16 protein-coding genes are annotated in these 20,848 nt (G+C 41.6%); 10 read left to right on the top strand and 6 right to left on the bottom strand.

Annotated elements, in window-relative coordinates; translation table 11 throughout:
* Positions 1–25 precede the first annotated feature (25 nt).
* On the bottom strand, positions 26–1,240 hold the full coding sequence (gene pncB, locus GKR61_RS01765; RefSeq protein WP_036951721.1) for a nicotinate phosphoribosyltransferase: 1,215 nt from the start codon (positions 1,238–1,240) through the stop codon (positions 26–28).
* A 456-nt stretch (positions 1,241–1,696) separates the two neighbouring features.
* Here pncB and pepN point away from each other — a divergent pair, with 456 nt between their 5' ends.
* The 3 genes from pepN (at position 1,697) to GKR61_RS01750 (ending at position 6,480) form a co-directional block, all read left to right on the top strand.
* Positions 1,697–4,315 carry an aminopeptidase N gene (gene pepN, locus GKR61_RS01760; RefSeq protein ID WP_154639495.1) on the top strand — a complete coding sequence of 873 codons (2,619 nt, stop codon included), beginning with the start codon at positions 1,697–1,699 and terminating at the stop codon, positions 4,313–4,315.
* A gap of 305 nt (positions 4,316–4,620) precedes the next feature.
* Complete coding sequence (gene pyrD, locus GKR61_RS01755) at positions 4,621–5,631, top strand: quinone-dependent dihydroorotate dehydrogenase (protein WP_154609501.1); 1,011 nt, start codon at positions 4,621–4,623, stop codon at positions 5,629–5,631.
* A 303-nt stretch (positions 5,632–5,934) separates the two neighbouring features.
* Complete coding sequence (locus tag GKR61_RS01750) at positions 5,935–6,480, top strand: cell division protein ZapC (RefSeq protein WP_154600317.1); 546 nt, start codon at positions 5,935–5,937, stop codon at positions 6,478–6,480.
* A 195-nt stretch (positions 6,481–6,675) separates the two neighbouring features.
* Here GKR61_RS01750 and GKR61_RS01745 read toward each other — a convergent pair whose 3' ends face one another.
* Positions 6,676–7,797 (bottom strand): YcbX family protein, encoded by a 1,122-nt coding sequence (locus tag GKR61_RS01745; RefSeq protein ID WP_036951710.1) that lies wholly within the window; start codon positions 7,795–7,797, stop codon positions 6,676–6,678.
* 98 nt (positions 7,798–7,895) lie between these two features.
* Here GKR61_RS01745 and rlmKL point away from each other — a divergent pair, with 98 nt between their 5' ends.
* The 6 genes from rlmKL (at position 7,896) to rmf (ending at position 15,914) form a co-directional block, all read left to right on the top strand.
* Positions 7,896–10,004 carry a bifunctional 23S rRNA (guanine(2069)-N(7))-methyltransferase RlmK/23S rRNA (guanine(2445)-N(2))-methyltransferase RlmL gene (gene rlmKL / locus GKR61_RS01740; RefSeq protein ID WP_154600316.1) on the top strand — a complete coding sequence of 703 codons (2,109 nt, stop codon included), beginning with the start codon at positions 7,896–7,898 and terminating at the stop codon, positions 10,002–10,004.
* A gap of 12 nt (positions 10,005–10,016) precedes the next feature.
* Positions 10,017–11,924, top strand: a complete 1,908-nt coding sequence (locus tag GKR61_RS01735) for an ABC transporter ATP-binding protein (protein WP_036951705.1) — start codon at positions 10,017–10,019, stop codon at positions 11,922–11,924.
* Between the two features lie 34 nt (positions 11,925–11,958).
* Entirely contained in the window at positions 11,959–13,233 is a 1,275-nt protein-coding gene (pqiA, locus tag GKR61_RS01730) for a membrane integrity-associated transporter subunit PqiA (RefSeq protein WP_071992150.1), read from the top strand.
* The gene (gene pqiB, locus GKR61_RS01725) at positions 13,230–14,879 is read left to right on the top strand and encodes an intermembrane transport protein PqiB (protein ID WP_036951701.1); all 1,650 of its coding nucleotides are present in this window, start codon (positions 13,230–13,232) and stop codon (positions 14,877–14,879) included. The genes pqiA and pqiB overlap by 4 nt, the downstream gene beginning before the upstream one ends.
* Entirely contained in the window at positions 14,879–15,433 is a 555-nt protein-coding gene (gene pqiC / locus GKR61_RS01720) for a membrane integrity-associated transporter subunit PqiC (RefSeq protein ID WP_154600314.1), read from the top strand. The genes pqiB and pqiC overlap by 1 nt, the downstream gene beginning before the upstream one ends.
* 310 nt (positions 15,434–15,743) lie before the next feature.
* Complete coding sequence (gene rmf, locus GKR61_RS01715) at positions 15,744–15,914, top strand: ribosome modulation factor (protein WP_036951696.1); 171 nt, start codon at positions 15,744–15,746, stop codon at positions 15,912–15,914.
* 125 nt (positions 15,915–16,039) lie between these two features.
* On the opposite strand, the gene fabA is transcribed toward rmf, so the two are convergent.
* The 3 genes from fabA to GKR61_RS01700 form a co-directional block, all read right to left on the bottom strand.
* Positions 16,040–16,558, bottom strand: coding sequence for a bifunctional 3-hydroxydecanoyl-ACP dehydratase/trans-2-decenoyl-ACP isomerase (gene fabA, locus GKR61_RS01710; protein ID WP_036951692.1), 519 nt, complete (start codon positions 16,556–16,558; stop codon positions 16,040–16,042).
* Positions 16,559–16,654: 96 nt separating this feature from the next.
* Positions 16,655–18,391, bottom strand: a complete 1,737-nt coding sequence (locus GKR61_RS01705) for an AAA family ATPase (protein ID WP_036951690.1) — start codon at positions 18,389–18,391, stop codon at positions 16,655–16,657.
* Between the two features lie 197 nt (positions 18,392–18,588).
* Complete coding sequence (locus GKR61_RS01700; protein ID WP_071992149.1) at positions 18,589–18,765, bottom strand: GhoT/OrtT family toxin; 177 nt, start codon at positions 18,763–18,765, stop codon at positions 18,589–18,591.
* A gap of 172 nt (positions 18,766–18,937) precedes the next feature.
* Between GKR61_RS01700 and matP the strand changes: the two genes are divergently transcribed.
* Positions 18,938–19,399 (top strand): macrodomain Ter protein MatP, encoded by a 462-nt coding sequence (matP, locus tag GKR61_RS01695; protein ID WP_108478890.1) that lies wholly within the window; start codon positions 18,938–18,940, stop codon positions 19,397–19,399.
* Between the two features lie 117 nt (positions 19,400–19,516).
* On the opposite strand, the gene ompA is transcribed toward matP, so the two are convergent.
* Complete coding sequence (gene ompA / locus GKR61_RS01690) at positions 19,517–20,590, bottom strand: porin OmpA (protein ID WP_036951685.1); 1,074 nt, start codon at positions 20,588–20,590, stop codon at positions 19,517–19,519.
* Between the last annotated feature and the right edge of the window lie 258 nt (positions 20,591–20,848).

The following is a 20,848-nucleotide window of genomic DNA, read 5'->3' as shown; positions in this document are numbered from 1 at the left end:
TCGCTATCGGGTTATTAATTTGTTTTTAGCAGGCTTTTTCCATTTTAGGAAGGTCAAAGGCTTTGCGTAGCTGATTCACAAATTCATCATCTTCACAGATGGTCTTTCCGGGGCTATCGGATAATTTAGCAACGGGCTTGCCATTACATTCCACCAGCTTGATCACGATATTCATCGGTACCACGTTCGGAATGTTGCAAGTGAGTCTTGTGCCAATACCAAACACTAAATTGATCCGTTTATGGAAATAGTGGTATAGCTCTAAGGCTTTTTGCAGGTCTAAATTATCGGAGAACACCAACGTTTTACTCAGTGGGTCAATGCCCAATTTTTGATAATGGGCGATGGCTTTTTCACCCCATTCAATAGGATCCCCAGAATCGTGGCGTAATCCTTGGTAACGATTAGCAAATTCGCGGTCAAAATCACGCAAGAAAGCATCCATCGTAATACAGTCGGTGAGGGCGATACCTAGATGATTTGGGTACTCATCCAGCCAGCTTTGTAGGGCTTCACGTTGGCTATTGGCGAGTTCAGGGCTTATCTGTTGATGAGCTTGGAACCATTCATGCGCTTGAGTGCCTACAGGCATTAAGCCCAATTCACGAGCCAATTTGTAGTTACTGGTACCCACTAAATAAGGGAATTCTTGCTTGAGCATACCCACGATAGCCGCTTGCACTTTATAGGAAAAACGGCGGCGAGTACCGAAATCCATCAACTTAAAACCCGATAGATTCAATTGGCGTTCGCTGGCTTCTTGATAAAATAGCTCCAGTAACTTATGCAGTTGGTTAACGGCATCATCAGCGGTAATGGTAGGGTGTCTGTCACGTTGAACAATTTCACTCACTAACGCTAACAGTGGCACTTCCCACATAATCACTTCGCGCCATGGACCACTTATGCGTATGGCCAGTTGACCATTATCAGCGACGCTGATGACAACTTGCTCAGGATTAAAGCGGAATGTTTTTAGCCATGAGAGGTAGTCTTCGGTGAAAAAGGGCAGAGTACGCAGGTACTGATATTCATCATCCGAAAGAGAGAGCTGTGCCATCAATTGAATCTGTTGTTCAATCTCATTGGCATAGGCACCTAAAATATCACTGCTACGGCAACGAAATTCAGCGACAACGGGAACTTGGTTGTAGCGGTGAAAAACGGCTTGCTGCATATGAAGCTTATAAGCATCGGTATCCAGCAGTGATGTAATAATCGGTGTTACGTCTAAATTCATGCGCGCAGAGTTCCTCGCGGAGCTGACTAATTGCTAAATCGTTAAAGTTGAAAAAGTATACCCGCTTTAACAAAAGATAGAAGTTTTATTCTATCTGTATGTTGTTGGAAGATAATTCAACTTTAATCCACCCAATTAACTGTTGAGTTAAACGCGTTCAACGTGGTCATTATTCTAAACGAATCTTCATTTACTGTTCGATAACATACTCAGAACAATAATCACTGAATGATACTAACATGTAAATTTAGATTTAATAGATCTATAGCACCAACAGGCAAACCGCATGCCCACGAAGTTGGATACTACTCTCATAAATTTGATGGGAAATAATAGAAAAATATCGCAATTTGTGATGAAAATGTTTCTCAAGTCCATTCACATTAGTTCATCTTATAGTATTGTATACAGTAGAAAGAGACTATGACACGGATATAACGAATAAAAAGGTTACCTATGACTCAGTTAAGACAAGCGAAATATCGTCAAGATTATCAAGTACCTGATTATACAATTACAGAAATATTCCTTGATTTTGACCTTGATCCCGCCAAAACCAAAGTGACCGCTATCAGTAAGGTGAAACGCCTTAATCCGCAATCTTCCACCTTAGAATTATTTGGTGAAGATTTAACTCTTATTAGCCTTGAAGTCGATGGTAAAGCGTGGACAAACTATAAAGAAGAATCAGGCAAGCTTATCATTGAATCGCTACCAGAGGCGTTTACACTGAGTATTGTTAATGAGATTAGCCCTGAGAAAAACAGTGCGTTAGAAGGTTTATATGTTTCTGGTGAAGCTTTGTGTACTCAGTGCGAGGCAGAAGGTTTCCGCCACATTACTTATTACCAAGATCGCCCCGATGTTTTAGCGCGTTACACCACCAAAATTACAGCAGACAAATCTCGCTATCCTTATTTACTTTCTAACGGTAACCGCATCGCGGAAGGTGAATTGGACGATGGTCGCCATTGGGTAAAATGGGAAGACCCATTCCCGAAACCAAGTTACTTATTTGCACTGGTCGCAGGGGACTTTGATGTGTTACGCGATGAGTTTGTGACTCGCACTGGTCGCAAAGTCGCATTAGAGCTGTTTGTTGATAAAGGCAACTTAGACCGTGCGCCATGGGCTATGAAATCCCTGCAAAATGCAATGAAATGGGACGAAGAGCGTTTCGGTTTAGAATATGACCTTGATATTTATATGATTGTTGCCGTTGATTTCTTCAACATGGGTGCAATGGAAAATAAAGGTCTGAATGTATTTAACTCGAAGTACGTTTTAGCGAAAAGCGAAACTGCCACAGATAAAGATTATCTGAATATTGAATCTGTGATTGGTCACGAATATTTCCATAACTGGACAGGCAACCGTATTACTTGTCGTGACTGGTTCCAATTAAGTTTAAAAGAAGGGTTGACCGTATTCCGAGATCAAGAATTTAGCTCTGATTTAGGTTCACGTTCAGTTAACCGTATTAATAATGTCAAAGTCATGCGGGCGGCGCAGTTTGCGGAAGATGCAAGTCCAATGGCTCACCCGATCCGCCCTGAAAAAGTGATCGAGATGAACAACTTTTATACACTGACAGTGTATGAAAAAGGGTCTGAAGTTATCCGCATGATCCACACTTTGCTTGGAGAAGAGATGTTCCAAGCAGGGATCCAGCTGTATGTTCATCGCCATGATGGTAGCGCTGCAACCTGTGATGATTTCGTGCAGGCGATGGAAGATGCATCGAACGTGGATTTGTCCCTGTTCCGTCGCTGGTATAGCCAATCAGGAACGCCAGTTTTGACCGTTCGTGATGAATACTCGCCAGAGAAGCAACAATATACGCTGCATGTCAGCCAAATGACGCCACCAACTGCCGACCAAGCAGAAAAACAGCCTCTGCATATTCCATTGGATATCGAATTGTACGGTGAAGATGGTGCAGTGATCCCACTTAAGCGTGATGGAAGCTTGGTGAACTCAGTCTTAAATGTCACTCAAGCGTCACAAAATTTTGTATTTGACCATGTGACTTCTCGCCCAGTGCCTTCTTTATTACGTGAATTTTCTGCGCCAGTAAAATTGGATTATCCATATACAGATGCACAATTGGCATTTTTAATGCAGCATGCGAGTAATGAATTTTCTCGCTGGGATGCGGCGCAGCAACTGATTAATAACTATGCCAAAATTAACGTGGAAAAACTGCATAAAGGGGAAGCGCTGGTCCTGCCTGAGCATGTTGTGGATGCATTCCGCGCTGTATTGCTCAGTGACAATATTGACCCTGCATTAGCTGCTTTAATTTTGACTCTGCCTTCAGAAAATGAAATTGCCGAGCTGTTTACCGTTATTGATCCTGTGGCAATCCATAACGCGATTGATTTTATCCACTCTACACTAGCAAATGAAATGCACGATGAATTCTTAACTGTTTATCGTTCGATTAAAATTGATGGATATCGTGTAGATCACGGTGATATTGCACTGCGTTCACTGCGTAATACATGCTTGCAATATTTGGCGGCAGCGGACGATCGTGAGTTAGCGAATAAGCTGGTGGAAGCTCAATATCGCAGTGCGGATAATATGACCGATTCACTCGCGGCATTAATCGCTGCAAACGAAGCGGGCTTGCCATGTCACGCTGAGCTGATGTCAGATTTTGACGATCGTTGGCACCATGATGGCTTGGTGATGGATAAATGGTTTACGCTGCAAGGCACCAATCCAGCTAAAAACACTCTGGAAAAAGTACGTGAATTATTAAATCATCGCTCATTTAGCATGACTAACCCGAACCGTGTTCGTGCATTAGTGGGTTCATTTACAGCAGGCAACCCGGTGAACTTCCACGCAGAAGATAGCAGCGGTTATCAATTCCTGTATGAGATCTTAGTGGATCTGAATACTCGCAATCCACAAGTGGCATCGCGATTAATTGAGCCATTAATCCGTTTTAAACGTTATGATGCGAAGCGCCAAGGTTTAATGCGTGAGGTTCTGGAAAAACTCAAAGGGTTAGAAAACCTTTCTGGGGATCTGTTTGAGAAGATAACTAAAGCGCTAGAAAGTTAATTCTTAGGATAGTAGGCAGTTAATTCTGAGAATAAATGCATGTAAGCCCTTAGATTTTCGAGTCTAAGGGCTTTTTTATGGTAGAAGATCAAAACAATTAGCACTTTTAGTGATATTTTCATGGATTATTACCCCACAGTTGGGGTAGCATATGTGCCGTTTTATCAAGCCAATCTCACTTGTATACTCACAAACCCTATTTGGTAAAACAGGTTTGGGGGTATTTTTGCACGCGCTGAGTTTGAGTGTGTCGTGTAGAGAAATGCATATTCAATCGTACTTAGACAGAAAGTAGGTTAATAGCTATGTTATATCACCTTGCCCGAAAGGCACTGTTTCAGCTCGACCCTGAAAAGGCCCATGAATTAACGTTTCGTCAGCTTCAGCGTTTAAACCACTCTCCTCTCCAATTCCTCCTTCGTCAATCCATTGCAACCAAACCCGTTACCTGTATGGGACTCTCCTTTAAAAATCCATTAGGCCTAGCCGCAGGACTCGACAAAAATGGCGAGTGCATTGATGCGTTTGGTGCTATGGGATTTGGTTTTGTAGAAATTGGAACCGTTACACCACGTCCTCAAGATGGAAATGACAAACCAAGATTATTCAGAGTTGTTGAAGCGGAAGGGATTATTAACCGCATGGGTTTCAACAATAAAGGGGTTGATAACCTTGTTGAGAACGTTAAAAAATCAACCTACGGCGGGATTATCGGGATTAATATTGGTAAGAATAAAGATACGCCCGTTGAGCATGGTAAAGACGATTATTTAATTTGTATGGATAAAGTGTATGCCCACGCAGGGTATATCGCGATTAATATTTCATCACCAAATACCCCTGGATTACGCACATTACAATATGGGGAAGCGCTGGATGATTTATTAAGTGGCATCAAAGAGAAGCAATTAGCATTGCAATCACTCCATCAGAAATATGTTCCTGTTGCGGTCAAAATTGCACCGGATTTAACTGAAGAAGAAATTGTGCAAGTGGCTGACAGTTTAGTGAGACATAATATTGATGGCGTTATTGCGACGAACACCACATTGGATCGTTCTTTAGTTCAAGGTTTAAATTACTGTAATGAAGCGGGTGGTTTAAGTGGTCGTCCGGTGCAATTAAAAAGTACCCAGGTCATTAAACTTATTTCCCGTGAATTAAATGGAAAGTTACCAATTATTGGTGTTGGTGGTATTGATTCATTAACTGCAGCCAGAGAAAAAATGGAAGCAGGGGCATCATTAATCCAAATTTATTCTGGTTTTATTTACCACGGACCAAAATTAATAAAGGATATTGTTAATCACATCTAAAAAATGGTGATTAATTATACAAGGGGGGTTTATTTATTCCCCCTTTTATCCTATATTAAGATTGAACATAAATTATATCCATTAAATGACAAGTTATACGTGTAGTTGTGCACTATATAGTTTTCGCTCATCTGATTAATTCGTTTTTAAAAAAGCCGACATTGACGTTTGCTTAATATTGATCAGTCTGTCGTGTATCTTTTTCTTTTAAGCTTTAGGATATAACAGAGATATGTTTAAAGGGATCTTAATAAAGGATCCAAACAAAGCTTATTTGCTTATAACATCGCTAAAGGATCGTTTATGAATATTAAACCTGATGATCATTGGCGTTGGTATTTTGATCGTGACCATGACAGAGTGATGTTAGATCTCGCCAACGGCATGATATTTCGGTCTTGTTTTCCAGCTAAAATGTTGACTGTTTCTGCGCAAAATGAAATGCCTTTTAGTATTGAAGATGCAGCAGAGTTTTATTTATTTGATGAGCAAGCCAAGAGATTAAATATTAGTTATGAAGAGAGAGCGGAATTAGTCTTAAATAGCCTAGTTGCTTACCGCTTCTTAAAGCCCCAAATGCCAAAAAGTTGGTATTTTTCCAGTTTCCATTTTATGAGTACGCCAGAACGTGGTCAGTTAATTCAAGTGTGCTTAGAAAATACCAATGTTTATTCAACATTTATTATTGCAGAAGCGGGTCACTCAGCAAGCTTATGTTTATTAGCTGAGCCATCATTAGAATTACCGGATCGTACTTTACGATTCTGTGATCCAATTAAGATCATGAACGATCGAATGATGCATTATCAATCGAGAACCAAGCGTCTATTATATGGAAATGCTATGTAATTGATCACTGATGATCATATTCGTATTTCGATTACTTATGTGCGGAATAAAGTTTTCCATGTAAAATAAATAAAATGAAAAATAGGCATGATAAAATTTTTACGATAAATGTAGCTGAAGAATATGGGAAGAATTTATCTTTAATTAAGAGCCTCAACTAAAAAATTATTTTCTTAGTTGAGGCTTTATTTTTATTTAATCAGCTTGATTAAAAGCAAGCTTGATGGCAGTTTTGGGAATACAGCTACAAGCTAAAATATCCCCATTATCTTTGATAGCGCTTTGTTTTAGTGGGGTGACTTCTCCTTCAAGCAGTGAAATTCGGCAACGTCCACAAATTCCCGCGCGGCATGAATAAGGGATTGAAAGCCCGTGAGATTCAAGCTGTTCAAGGATCACATGCTCTGTGTTTCCACTATATTCTATCTCTTCAAAAACTAGGTTTACGGTGGTTGGAGTTGGCTTTGTAGCCTGAGTAATAGGCGCTTCTCTATCGCGTAATGGATACTGTTTTGGCTGCTTAGTTTCTAATACAGTGAGGGTATCTCCTACGCGGATAATCCCCGTATTTTCGATTAATGCATTTTGTCCAAAATCCACATCACCGGTGTCATCCATACGGAAGGTTTGCAGTGTAGCAAGCGGTTCTGCATGGGGGTGTTTGATCCCTTTTTCTGGGCTGACCGTGGTCAAAATACAGCGGCTACAAGGCTTATCTAAGGTAAAGATCACATCACCAATTTGAATGCGTTTCCAGCTATCTTCTTCGAACGGCTTAGCACCGGTAATAATTAAGTTACCGCGAAATTGTTCGAGTTTTACGCTGGCAGGGCAGCGGCGTTGTAGCTCTTGTACTGAGGCTTCATTGATAAGTAAAAATGGGTAGCCATCGGCGAAAGATAAGGGAACGTCTTGGTGCTTTTTGACTCGACGAGATAGTTCAGGACTTAACCATCTTAGTTGGACTGGCTCGTCAAAAAAGCTGCTTAACCAACTATTTATCTCATCAGGTGCAATAAGTGCATGAAAATGATTGCCCCAAACTTCTGTAGGACTCTGCTTCTCATTAAAGTCCTGATACAATACGGTGGCGCTTTCACCATTAGGTGCTTTTAGATAAAGCCCATTATTGAGCATAGCCGGGGTAAATAATAACATCTGCGGATATTTACGCGCAGTGATAAACTTACCTTCTAATGTGGTGACCATAAAGTTACGATCAAACGTCAATCCGCTGATATCAGCGTAACCATGAGATAGACGAATGCCCCTCATTGACTTGACTGGGTGTGTATACAGGCGCGAAAGCGTAATCATTTTTTAATCCTATAATTGTTGTGCAGCAACTTTATGACAAGTGCATGAGATTAGCTATAATGCGCAACAATTTTTCATCGAAATCGGTAATAAATACTATGAATTTTCTGTTTGCCAGCACAGCTCGAGGCCTGGAAGAACTACTGAAAACTGAATTGGAAGCGCTAGGCGCTAGCCAGTGCAAAGTGGCACAAGGGGGCGTCTATTTTCAGGCTGATGACCGTGTGATGTATCAAAGTCTGCTGTGGAGTCGACTGGCATCCCGTATTTTATTACCGCTGAATGATTTCGATGTCTATAGCGACCTTGATTTATATCTGGGTGTTCAAGCGATTGATTGGTCTGAAATCTTCGATGTGAATGACACATTTGTGGTGCATTTCACTGGAACCAACGAAGAGATCCGCAATAGCCAATACGGGGCATTGAAAGTGAAAGATGCCATCGTCGACAGCTTTGTGCGTAAATTAGACCAGCGCCCGAATGTTGCTCGCCAAGAAGCAGATATTCGTATTAACGTCTACTTAAATAAAGAACGCGCAAGTGTGGCACTCGACTTGAGCGGAGATTCACTGCACATTCGTGGTTATCGTGACCTTGCCGGACAAGCACCATTAAAAGAGACATTAGCAGCAGCAATTATTAGTCGTTCAGGTTGGCAGAAAAATACTCCAATGGTCGACCCAATGTGTGGTTCTGGAACACTATTAATTGAAGCGGCAATGATTGCCGCAGATAGAGCGCCGGGATTATATCGCCAGCATTGGGGATTCAATGCATGGTTGAAACATAACCCTGAATTATGGCGTGAAGTTGTCACGGAAGCTCAGGTACGTTTCCGCCAAGGCTTGAAAGATACCACTTCCCGTTTCTATGGCTTTGATATTGATAAGCGTGTGCTGGATATGGCGCGTGCCAATGCTCGTCGTGCAGGATTGCAAGATTTAATCACTTTCAATCATGGTGATGCAGCGGCGTTGGAAAATCCAGTTAAAACGGATATCAAGGGAACCATTATCAGTAACCCACCATACGGTGAGCGTCTGGAAAGTGAACCGGCATTAATCGCATTACATAGCCAATTTGGTCGTATTGTGAAAGCGCGTTTCCCAGGCTGGCGTTTATCGATTTTCAGTGCATCCCCTGAATTATTAAGCTGCTTACAATTACGTTCTGAACGTGAATTTAAAGCGAAAAATGGTCCACTGGATTGTGTACAGAAAAACTATCAATTAGCGGAAACGCCATCAGAAACTATTGCGGAAATTTCACCAGATTTTGCTAACCGTTTACGTAAAAACCAGAAAAAACTGACGAAGTGGGCGAAGCAGCAAGGTGTTGATTGCTACCGTCTATATGATGCAGATTTACCTGAATACAATGTGGCTGTGGATATTTATGGCGACAAAGTCGTTATCCAAGAATACGCACCGCCAAAAACCGTTGATGAGCGTAAAGCGCGTCAGCGCCTGTTCGATGTGATCACCGCGACAATGAATGTCCTTGAGTTAACCTCGAATCAATTAGTATTGAAAACGCGTCAGCGCCAAAAAGGTAAACAACAGTACGAAAAATTAGCACAGAAAGATGATTTCTTTTTAGTGAATGAATATAACGCTAAATTGTTAGTTAACTTAACTGACTATCTGGATACTGGGTTATTCCTCGACCACCGTATTGCTCGTCGTATGTTAGGTGAAATGAGCCGTGGTAAGGACTTCTTAAACCTCTTTTGCTACACCGGTACTGCCACCGTTCATGCGGGGCTAGGTGGTGCGAAGAGCACAACCTCTGTGGATATGTCTCGTACCTATTTAGAGTGGGCAGAGAAAAACTTGCAAGCCAACCAGCTTACAGGTCGCCAGCACCGTTTAATGCAAGCGGATTGTTTGAATTGGTTAGCCAATACTGATGAGCAATTTGACTTGATTTTCATCGATCCACCGACGTTCTCAAACTCGAAACGTATGGATGGAACCTTTGACGTTCAACGTGACCATGTGCAATTAATCACCCATTTGAAACGTATGCTGCGTCGCGGTGGTACCGTGATGTTCTCCAACAACAAGCGCGGATTCAAAATGGATCTCGAAGCACTGACTGAACTTGGCCTAAAAGCACAAGAAATCACCGCTAAGACACTGTCAGAAGACTTCGCACGTAACCGTCAAATTCACAACTGCTGGTTAATTAGCCACGCAGAGTAAGGAACAGAATTAATGGCTTTGATTAATTTATCGGGTGCATACCTCGCGTTTAGTGATGCGCCTCTGTTAGACAATACTGAAATTCATATTGAAGATAATGAACGTGTCTGTTTAGTGGGTCGCAACGGGGCAGGAAAATCGACCCTGATGCGTGTCTTGACGAAAGAGCAGCCACTGGATGATGGTTCATTAACTTATGAACAAGATTTAATTGTTGCTCGCTTACAGCAGGATCCACCGCGTAACGTGGAAGGCACTATTTTTGACTTTGTGGCCGAAGGTGTTGCTGAACAAGCACAATATTTAAAAGATTATCACCATGTTGCTAAGCTGGTGGAGTCTGATCCAAGTGAGAAAAATTTAAATAAACTGGCGGATTTACAAGAGGTTCTGGATAACTTAAATCTCTGGTTATTAGACTCGCGTATTAATGATGTGCTCAAAAAACTGGGTTTACCGGCGGATGCGGAGTTATCTTCATTATCTGGTGGTTGGTTGCGTAAAGCGGCATTAGGACGTGCCTTGGTCAGCAATCCTCGCGTGCTTTTCTTAGATGAGCCGACTAACCACTTAGATATTGAAACCATTTTATGGTTAGAAACCTTTTTGAAAGATTTCCAAGGTAGCATCGTCTTTATTTCCCATGACCGTTCTTTCATTCGTAATATGGCAACCCGTATTATCGATTTAGACCGTGGTCAGCTCTCTTCTTGGCCGGGTAACTATGATGATTATCTGATCAATAAAGAAGAAGCGCTGCGTGTTGAAGAGATGCAAAATGCGGAGTTTGATCGCAAATTAGCACAGGAAGAAGCCTGGATCCGCCAAGGGATCAAAGCGCGTCGTACCCGTAATGAAGGCCGTGTTCGCGCGCTGAAAGCATTGCGAGTAGAACGCTCGGAACGTCGTGAAGTGATGGGCACTGCGCGTATGCAAGTGGGTGAAGCAGCGCGTTCCGGTAAAATTGTATTTGAGTTAGAAAACGTTAATTATCAAGTTGATAATAAAGTTTTAGTGAAAGATTTCTCTGCGCAAGTGATGCGTGGCGATAAAATTGCATTGGTGGGACCTAACGGTTGTGGTAAAACCACACTGTTACGTTTAATGCTCGGCGATTTACAAGCAGATAGTGGACGCGTTCACTGTGGGACTAAACTTGAAGTTGCGTATTTCGACCAGCACCGCGCAGCACTCGACCCAGATAAAACTGTTATGGATAACCTTGCGGAAGGTAAGCAAGAGGTCATGGTTAATGGTAAACCTCGTCATGTATTGGGTTACCTGCAAGACTTTATGTTCCCGCCAAAACGCGCGATGACGCCTGTAAGAGCGTTATCCGGTGGTGAGCGTAACCGCTTATTATTAGCGCGTTTATTCTTAAAACCAAGTAACTTGCTGATCCTGGATGAACCAACCAACGACCTTGATGTTGAAACATTAGAGTTACTGGAAGAGCTGGTGGATGGGTATCAAGGTACCGTTTTATTAGTTAGCCATGATAGAGAATTCGTGGATAACAGCGTAACAGAGTGCTGGATTTTCGAAGGTAACGGCGAAATTAACCGCTTTGTGGGGGGCTATAATGATGCTCAACAGCAAAGAGCACAAACCGTACGTCTGAAATCGGAGCAAACCAGTAAAGTAGCTGCGCCAGAAAAAGAAGCTAAGCCAAAAGAAGCTCCTAAACGTGCAAATAAGCTTAGCTATAATTTATTGCGTGAATTAGAGCAATTACCGGCGAAATTAGAGCAACTTGAAGGGGAAATTGAAACTCTTCAAGCACAAATTGGCGATGCAGATTTCTTTAATCAGCCACATGATGTGACTGAGCAAGCGTTAACTGAACTTGCCGCTAAAGAACAAGAGTTAGAACAGGCGTTTGATCGTTGGCAGGAGCTAGAGCTGTTGAAAAACGGTTGATATGACGGCTTGAATCAAAAGGAGAGAAAACACCTTGTGTTCTCATGAGTCCCATGAACATGTGCTCTGTCCGCAGTGCGACATGATGGTTGCTGTTCCTGAATTGGAACAAGGAAATAAAGCCACATGTCCGCGTTGTGAAACAACACTCATATCCAAGTGGCGTTATCCATACAGGCAACCCGCAGCATATGCATTTAGTGCATTAATTATGTTGGTAATTGCCTGTCTTTTCCCATTTGTAAAAATGAGTGCAGCAGGCATTGAGAATGAAATCTCCATGTTTCAAATCATCGAGATTATTATGGGGACGCGTTACAGCGGTTTAGCGCTGTTTTTTCTCCTATTTTCTTTGATTATTCCTGCATTTTGCATGGTGACTATCATCTTGTTAGGGCTGCAGGTTCACCTTCCCAAATCAATCAAAGTGCTTATAACCCGAATTCTCTTTCAGATGAAATCATGGTGTATGGCGGAGATTTTTTTGGCGGGGGTATTAGTTAGTTTTGTTAAGTTAATTGCTTATGGTGATATTGGCATTGGGATGAGTTTTCTCCCTTATTGCGCATTTTGTATGATGCAAGTGCGAGCGTTCCAGTGCCTAGATCGACATTGGTTATGGAACCGAATTGAAGAGGCGCCCAAACTCAATAAGCCGCTGATTGTTGGGAAAACAGGAATTAGCCAAGATGTGCGTTTATGTTTAGTTTGTACGGCAATTTTGCCTGCAGACCAACATGAATGTCCGCGTTGCCATGCTCATGGTAGCGTACGTAAAAAGCAAAGTTTGCAGTGGACTTTGGCATTATTGTTAACTTCTATTTTGCTTTATATTCCCGCAAACGTTCTGCCGGTGATGACAACAAACGCCTTAGGTAGTGGGTTGCCTTCTACTATCATGGATGGTGTGATCCTTCTTTGGGAAGATGGTTCATTCCCCGTCGCCATGATTATTTTTATTGCCAGTATTATGGTGCCTTCCTTGAAAATGATTGGTATAGCGTGGCTATGCCTCGACTCTAAAGGGTTTGGTAACCGTGATCCTCATCGAATGCATTTTATTTATGAGCTGGTGGAGTATGTTGGTCGCTGGTCAATGATCGATGTGTTTGTGATTACCATTTTGACTGCATTGGTTCAAATGGGGCAGCTAATGAACATCGTACCGGCACTGGGAGTTATTTTCTTCGGTGTAGTGGTGATTTTAACGATGTTTGCTGCAATGACATTTGATCCTCGCTTAACATGGGATCGTTGTGAAAAGAGAGATGCAGTTAAGACTGTTGAACAAGAAGGAGCCGCAGGGTGACAGATCAAGAAACACCACAGGCCAATGCTAAAGTGAGTAAGTTAAAGAGCTGGTCACCGGTTTGGGTGATCCCGATTGTGACTCTACTCATCGGTGCTTGGATCATGTTTTACCATTTCAGCCATCAAGGCCCAGAAGTGACGTTAATCACTTACAGTGCGGAAGGGGTTGAAGCAGGTAAAACCAAAATTAAAAGCCGTAGCGTGGATATTGGGGTGGTTGAAAGCGTCACCCTCGATGCTAATTTTAGCCGCGTGATTATTAAAGCCCGCTTGAATCCTGAAATGGAAGGTTTGCTGCGCTCTGATTCTGCCTTTTGGATAGTGAAACCTACGATAGGTCGTGATGGGGTAACAGGGCTAGGTACTCTGTTATCAGGGGCATATATTGAACTGCAGCCGGGATTAGCGGCAAAAGAACATTTTGAGTTTACGTTATTAGATACGCCACCTTTGGCGTCCCCTGATGCTAAAGGTAAACGGATTATTTTAACCAGCGACAAAGCAGGGCAGTTAAATGCTGGCGATCCTGTATTATTCCGTGGTTATCGTGTTGGATCCGTTGAAACCAGTAATTTTGATATGGATAAACGCGATATGCGTTATCAGCTGTTTATCAATGCACCGTATGACAAGTTAATTAGCAGCAACGTGCGTTTCTGGAAAGATAGCGGTATTGCCTTTGATATGTCTTCCCAAGGGGTACATGTTTCTATGGGGTCGGTGGCGACATTATTAACTGGTGGCGTGAGTTTTGATGTGCCTGAAGGGTGGGTACCAGGAGAAACAGTTAAAGAGAATGCACAGTTCGAACTGTTTGATACTCAATCAAGTATTCAAGATTCGTTATACACCACATACCAAGATTTTGTGCTGTTCTTCTCTGATTCTGTACGCGGTCTACAGCCGGGGGCACCAGTAGAATTCCGCGGTATTCGCTTAGGTACAGTGGCACAAGTGCCATTCTATACGGCGGGTCTGGATCAATCACTGGATAATAACTTCCGCATTCCTGTTCTTATTCATATCGAACCAGAGCGTTTTTCTAAGGATGTTGGTAAAGATTTTAACCTGAAAAATGAACTGAATCTGGCGATGAAAAATGGCTTAAGAGCCTCGTTAAAGTCCGGTAATTTATTAACGGGTGCACTGTATATCGACCTCGACTTTATTCCAGATGTGCCAGAGTACAAAGGTCCTTATGTTATTGCTGGCTATAAAATTATTCCAACACACAGTGGTGGTTTAGCGCAGATCCAACAGAAAGTGATTGCCGTACTGGATAAAATCAACAATATGCCAATTGAGCCTATGTTGAAACAAACAACGCAAACATTAGCTGAAGGTCAAAAACTGGTTCAAGAAGCAAATGTGATGTTTACACAGTTGAATAAATTGATGTCTAGCAAAGAGTTCCAGAGTTTACCTGCTGACATGCAAAAATCACTGAAAGAGATAAACAAAACGATGCAAGGCTTCCAACCAGGCTCACCAGCTTATAATAAGATGGTTGATGATATGCAGCGTTTAGATCAAGTACTGCGTGAAGTACAACCACTACTGCGCACGCTGAATAATAAGAGCAATGCGCTCGTGTTTGAAGCAGAACCAAGCAAGGACGTTGTGCCTAAAGGAGTGAAAAAATAATGAGATATCTATTAGCGATAGGCGTTTTTCTCCTGGCGGCTTGTAGTAGCACCCCAGACAAAATGTATTATCAATTACCGATGAAGGCCCCTGAAGTTCAATCTGTGGCCGTGATGGATAAAGGACAAATCTGGTTACAGCGTATTACGCTGGCGGATGTGCTGACATCAAATGGGATAACTTACCAAACGTCCGATGTTGCTTATTCAAATGCGAGTGCGCATTTATGGGCAAGTCCGTTAGAGCAACAATTAGGGCAATCAATGGTGCGTGAGCTATCTTCTGCTCTACCGGATAGATTTATCTCATTACAACCTTTGCCGAACTCACCTGAGACGTTAGACATCACTCTAACGGCATTTAATGGTCGTTATGATGGGAAAGTGTTAGTGCAGGGATTTTGGACATTGATGCGTGGCGACAAAGTTGTACGCCGCAACTTTGATATCCAATTAGAACAGCAAGAAGATGGTTATCCTGAATTAGTCAGAACATTAGCGAGTGGTTGGCAAAAAGTGGCGGCAGATATTGCTCAAGAGATAAGCAAGCCATAATTTGATAATGATTTTGTTGTGAAATGAATGCGCTACGGTAAAACGTAGTGCATTTTTTTATTATTTTTCATTTTGAAAGTGGATGTTATGAATCTTAATTAACTGATAAATAATGAATTTATTTTTAATCATTTGAATATCAGTAGGTTGTGATTATCTCGAAATGTAGGTCACATTTATCATAATTATGACAATAATATGAAATTCTTTACTTGCATTTCTTATGGACGGGCGCTATTTGTATAGTGTATCTATTAACAAAAAATAGATGCTGTTTTCTTTTCCATTTAAATGATGAGGGAAGTAAGGCATGAAAAGACAGAAGCGAGACCGTTTAGAAAGAGCGTTATCAAGAGGTTATCAAGCAGGTTTAACCGGACGTTCCAAAGAATTATGTCCTTATCAGGCAGTAGATGCCCGTTCGCATTGGCTAGGTGGTTGGCGAAAAGCGATGGAGGATAGAGCGGCAGTAGCCGTTTAATTGGTCATTTAACGAGGATCATTAAATTATTTTGCGGAAATTAATTAGACGCATAATTTAATACCATCCCCTTGAAATTATAAACCTCCGCATTTGCGGAGGTTTGCATTTAAGGCAAGCTACGATTAGAACGCGCTTGTATCCTTAAATAAGCCGACTTTCAGGTCTGTTGCAGCATAAATCAGTTTGCCGTCTACCAGAACTTCACCATCTGCTAATCCCATAATTAACTTACGGTTAATCACACGTTTAAAGTTAATACGGTAAGTGACTTTTTTTGCGGTCGGTAATACTTGTCCAGTGAATTTCACTTCACCGACACCTAACGCACGACCTTTACCTTCGCCGCCTAACCAGCCGAGGTAAAAACCAACCAGTTGCCACATAGCATCAAGACCTAAGCAACCAGGCATAACAGGGTCATTCGTGAAGTGGCAACCAAAGAACCATAAATCTGGATTGATATCCAGTTCAGCTTCAACGTAGCCTTTATCAAATGTACCACCATCTTCGGTCATTTTGATGATGCGATCCATCATCAACATATTACCTGATGGCAATGGAGGACCATTTTCCCCAAATAATTCGCCTCTTCCAGAAGCCTCTAAATCTTCTTTTGTATAGGATTCGCGTTTATCAACCATGATCTTCAGATAGCCTTTATTATGTGTAGGTCAACAGAATAGCTTACACTTGTACGCTGAACAACTCCGATCAGCTAATATTTACTCAATCTTTACTTAGCCCATCCACTTTAAAAACCAAGGTAATCTAGACTTATCCGGTGAATTTGCTTGGTTTATGCGTTCTTGAATTAAAGCTAACAAGTGTACGTTATCACCTTCTACTTGTTGTTCAAAGTAAGGTTGTTTCGTTAAGAGAGAAATTGCTTGAGCAACATGTTCGACAGGCCAAATATGGAATTTCTCTTCTTTGACTGCCTCGATAACTTCTTGTTTCAAACATAGATGGCGTACATTAGACATTGGGATGATGACACCTTGATTACCTGTTAGCTCACGCTTATCGCAGATATCAAAAAATCCTTCAATCTTTTCGTTAACACCGCCAATCGGTTGAACATAGCCAAATTGGTCAACCGCACCAGTGACGGCAATTTGTTGGTCGATAGGCTGCAATGATAATGCGCTAATTAAGGCACACAGTTCAGCTAATGATGCGCTATCACCGTCAACTTCACCATAAGACTGTTCAAATACAATAGAGGCAGAGAAAGGCTGAGGTTGCTCTAATTTTAATTCGTAGTTTAGGTAGGCCTGCATAATCATCATGCCTTTTGCATGAATATTGCCACCTAATTCTGCTTTGCGCTCGACGTCGGTAAATTCACCATCGCCTAGATGAGCCACGCAAGTGATCCGTGATGGTTCACCAATTGCATCAGGGTATCCCGGATACTGTAAGACAGATAGCCCGTTAATTTGACCAACAACTTCCCCTTCAGTTTTAATCAAAACTTGCTCTTGTAGGATGTCGTCTTGATTGCGCTCAACAAGGAAAGAATGACGCCATAAACGATTTTCTTCGGCTTGAGAGAATGATTCAGCCGTTAAATAGCCTTCATGAACGTATTGAGCTGCATTGGTTAAATTGCGAGTTAGCCAATTAATATCAAGTGGCAAATTGTATTTGTCTTCACAACAACGCGTCGCTTGCAAAATAAATTCAGACCAGCCGTCAGCAGCAATTTCTGGTAGCTGATTACTGTTGACAATGAATTTAATGAAATTCATCCATAAGCTTAATTGTTCTTCGTCTTCGAAAAACATGAGAGGTTCATATTCTGCATATATTGAACAATCAAACAGCTCAGGAGCTGCAAACTCAAACTCTTCTAATATGAGTCTATCACCGACAACAATTACTTTAAGTTCAAGCGGCTGAGGCTCAATTTCAATCGGTAAGGTTTGATTTTCACTATGTGGCAGCCACTCTAATTGGCGGCGAGTCACCATATTTTTTAGCCGAGTCCACATTAATGGCTGAGTGACCAACGCGGTTGCAGAAATAACGAGGACTCCACCGTTAATTTGGTGTAGCAAACCTGGGACTAGATTTTGATTTGGCGTGATATAGCCGAACAGTTGTTCTGGTTCAATCCAGTGGCGGTAAGCGATTTTTTCATGTGAGGAAAAACGACCAGTAACATCGTTTTGCCACTGATATCGTTGCTTATCTTCAGATAATTGATAGTCACCATTAATAAATTGGGTTTTAGTCAATAGTGGGGTGATAGCGTCAGTAAATAGTTTGAGATATTCTTCACTTTCGTCAGACTTGATGAACATAAAGCGCGTTTGAGCATATTCACGAATGAAATGCTGCATCCCATCGAATAATCTTGGTTGAATATCAGCCAATGTTGCCGGAGTCAACGTCGCTGAAGAGACAAATTTTGTCTGAAAAGACGATAAGTTAGGAGTTAGGCCTTGCCATGTTAATTCTTGACTGATCACTATAATTATCTGCTATTAGTATGGTTATCAATAAATGCCTGCCAATCAGCAGGGCGCATATGCCTGAGTTTATTTATGTGCCGTCTGTTTTATATACAATTTCAGGCTAATTTATTACCTTAAAATATTTTCGGCTTAAGATTGTTATATTAGCCTTTGAACGCTAATCTTGCAGCAATATTTGTCGAAATATCGAGTTAGAATAAAGAAAACATGAGTGCGACGGGTAAACTCAGTGGCCATGTAAAGCCAATCAGAAGTGCGCTCAATAATCTCATGCAAAAACTAGGATCTTTGGTTACTAGCAGGGCGAATAACGCTGAACATACTCCTCCAATCCCATAGATAAGAAGTATGTGTTCAAAAGTGGACATGCGATTTTAGTGGTTTGTTAACGTGTGGATGCGAATTGTACACTATTTTTTTATTTACTGTTATTTTCTTTGTGTTAATCAATGGATAGTCGATTAAATGAAATCCACTTTGAGCATTTTTCTTATATTATTGCTAATATAATGATAGGTACGATTTTCTTCGGGAAAAAATATGAAATATCAGCAGCTTGAAAATCTTGAATGTGGCTGGAAATGGGAATATCTAGTCAATAAAGCGAGAAGTGGGGAGCCTATTACCCGATATATAGAAAGAAGTGCGGAGCAAGAGGCAATTGAGCTGTTGTTAAAGCTGGAAAATACGCCTGTGGATGTATTGAAATGGATTGCAGATCATATGTCCCCTCAATTAGATAACCGAATGAAACAGAGTATTCGTGCGCGTCGTAAACGTCACTTTAATGCTGAGCATCCACATACTCGAAAAAAGTCGATTGATTTAAATTATTCGGTTTGGCAACGACTATCTAATTTGGCAGTAAAACGGAATAAAACCTTATCAGAGACGATTATTCAGTTAATTGAAGATGCGGAACATAAAGATAAGTATGAGAGCCAAATGAGCTTATTGAAGCATGATCTTCAAGCGATCTTAGGTAAGTCGGAGAAAGAGTAACGATCTATAGTTGAACAAATGGATTATTGTGATGATCTTTCTTTCTAAGGATGAAAAAAAGCCCCAATAAATTGGGGCTTTTTATATTCAGTTCGAAATTCAAACTAGGGCTATAAATTAAGCGCCTGGTTGAGTTACAACTTCAGTTGTACCTTGGATTTCGATTTCAACGCGACGGTCTGGCGCTAAGCACTCGATCAGAGCTGCACGGCCTTTAACTGCGTCACATTTGTTACCAGTTACTGGATCTTCTTTACCACGACCTTCAGCAGCGATTGCGCTTGCTGGAACGCCTTTAGATACTAAGTAGTCTACTACTGACTGAGCACGTTTTTGTGACAGTGGCAGGTTGTAGTTTTGTGAACCGATACGGTCTGTGAAACCAACTACCAGCACGCGACCTTGAGTTGGGTCGATGTTGCTCAGTTCGTTGTACAGTTCGTTCAGTGCTTGCTGACCTTCTGGTTTCAGAGTCGCTTTGTTGAAGTTAAACAGAACGTCTGAACGCAGAGTGAAGCGTTTGTTTTCAACAACTGGAGCTGCTGGCTCAGCAACTACTGCTGGAGCAACAACTGGAGCTGCTTCTTGACCGAAACGGTATGCAAGACCAACGCTCAGCATGCCGTTATCTGGGCTAACACCGATGTTGTCTTTGTCGCCCATGCGGCTAACCCACTGGTAGTCTAAACGAGTAGCTAATTCTGGAGTGATAGCATACTCAAGACCCAGTGCGTAAACTGGAGAAACGCCAGTGTCAGTTTCTTTACCAACGCCGTTAACTTTAGCTTCTGTACGGTAAACCATACCACCCAGACGAGTATAAACGTCTAAGTCATCCATGATTGGATAGCTCAGTTTGGTAGTCAGAGAAACGCCCATTGAAGAAACGCTACCTGCGTTGTCACCTTTGTACTTCATTTTACCAAACCAGTCATAGCCCATTTCGAAGCCCATGTACTGGTTGTATTGGTAACCTGCGTACAGACCCGCACCTAATTGGTCACGAGTTTTTTTGCCAGTACCAACTGAAGTTTCATCTCCAGCAGCATCTTCAAAAGTAAATTTAGCGTGCTCGTAGTGAGACCAACCTAATTTACCACCAGTGTACCAAGTGTTATCTTTTGGAGCTGCTTGTGCAACAGTTGCAAATGCTGCCACTGCCACTGCTACCGCGATAGCTGTCTTTTTCATTTTTACGCCTCGTTATCATCCAATATTGGCTTGGCTTCGTGAGCCTTATTATTTGCCATTGGTTCAATTTAATTGCTAGGTTCAGCTGACATTATCCACAAAAATTTACGAAAAGTAAAAAAATAATGTCATGAGCTTAACAGGCTAAAGTCTACAACGAACTCCAAAAGATACAAGTATGGTAAGCAATAAAGGTTAAAAAAAGTCTTTTTTTACCGTTGAAATCAGAGAGATAAATATATTACCCATTTTGTTGTT

The organism is Providencia sp. wls1916, from assembly GCF_009706585.1.
Taxonomy (GTDB): Bacteria; Pseudomonadota; Gammaproteobacteria; order Enterobacterales; family Enterobacteriaceae; genus Providencia; species Providencia lanzhouensis.
The sequence above is the reverse complement of the archived record's forward strand: the minus strand, read 5'-3'. Positions and strand labels throughout refer to the sequence as shown.

Bases quoted from the DNA above. Each gene is read 5' to 3' on its own strand.
- pncB (WP_036951721.1), bottom strand. From the start codon at position 1,240: ATGAATTTAGACGTAACACCGATTATTACATCACTGCTGGATACCGAT.
- pepN (WP_154639495.1), top strand. From the start codon at position 1,697: ATGACTCAGTTAAGACAAGCGAAATATCGTCAAGATTATCAAGTACCT.
- pyrD (WP_154609501.1), top strand. From the start codon at position 4,621: ATGTTATATCACCTTGCCCGAAAGGCACTGTTTCAGCTCGACCCTGAA.
- GKR61_RS01750 (WP_154600317.1), top strand. From the start codon at position 5,935: ATGAATATTAAACCTGATGATCATTGGCGTTGGTATTTTGATCGTGAC.
- GKR61_RS01745 (WP_036951710.1), bottom strand. From the start codon at position 7,797: ATGATTACGCTTTCGCGCCTGTATACACACCCAGTCAAGTCAATGAGG.
- rlmKL (WP_154600316.1), top strand. From the start codon at position 7,896: ATGAATTTTCTGTTTGCCAGCACAGCTCGAGGCCTGGAAGAACTACTG.
- GKR61_RS01735 (WP_036951705.1), top strand. From the start codon at position 10,017: ATGGCTTTGATTAATTTATCGGGTGCATACCTCGCGTTTAGTGATGCG.
- pqiC (WP_154600314.1), top strand. From the start codon at position 14,879: ATGAGATATCTATTAGCGATAGGCGTTTTTCTCCTGGCGGCTTGTAGT.
- rmf (WP_036951696.1), top strand. From the start codon at position 15,744: ATGAAAAGACAGAAGCGAGACCGTTTAGAAAGAGCGTTATCAAGAGGT.
- fabA (WP_036951692.1), bottom strand. From the start codon at position 16,558: ATGGTTGATAAACGCGAATCCTATACAAAAGAAGATTTAGAGGCTTCT.
- GKR61_RS01700 (WP_071992149.1), bottom strand. From the start codon at position 18,765: ATGTCCACTTTTGAACACATACTTCTTATCTATGGGATTGGAGGAGTA.
- matP (WP_108478890.1), top strand. From the start codon at position 18,938: ATGAAATATCAGCAGCTTGAAAATCTTGAATGTGGCTGGAAATGGGAA.
- ompA (WP_036951685.1), bottom strand. From the start codon at position 20,590: ATGAAAAAGACAGCTATCGCGGTAGCAGTGGCAGTGGCAGCATTTGCA.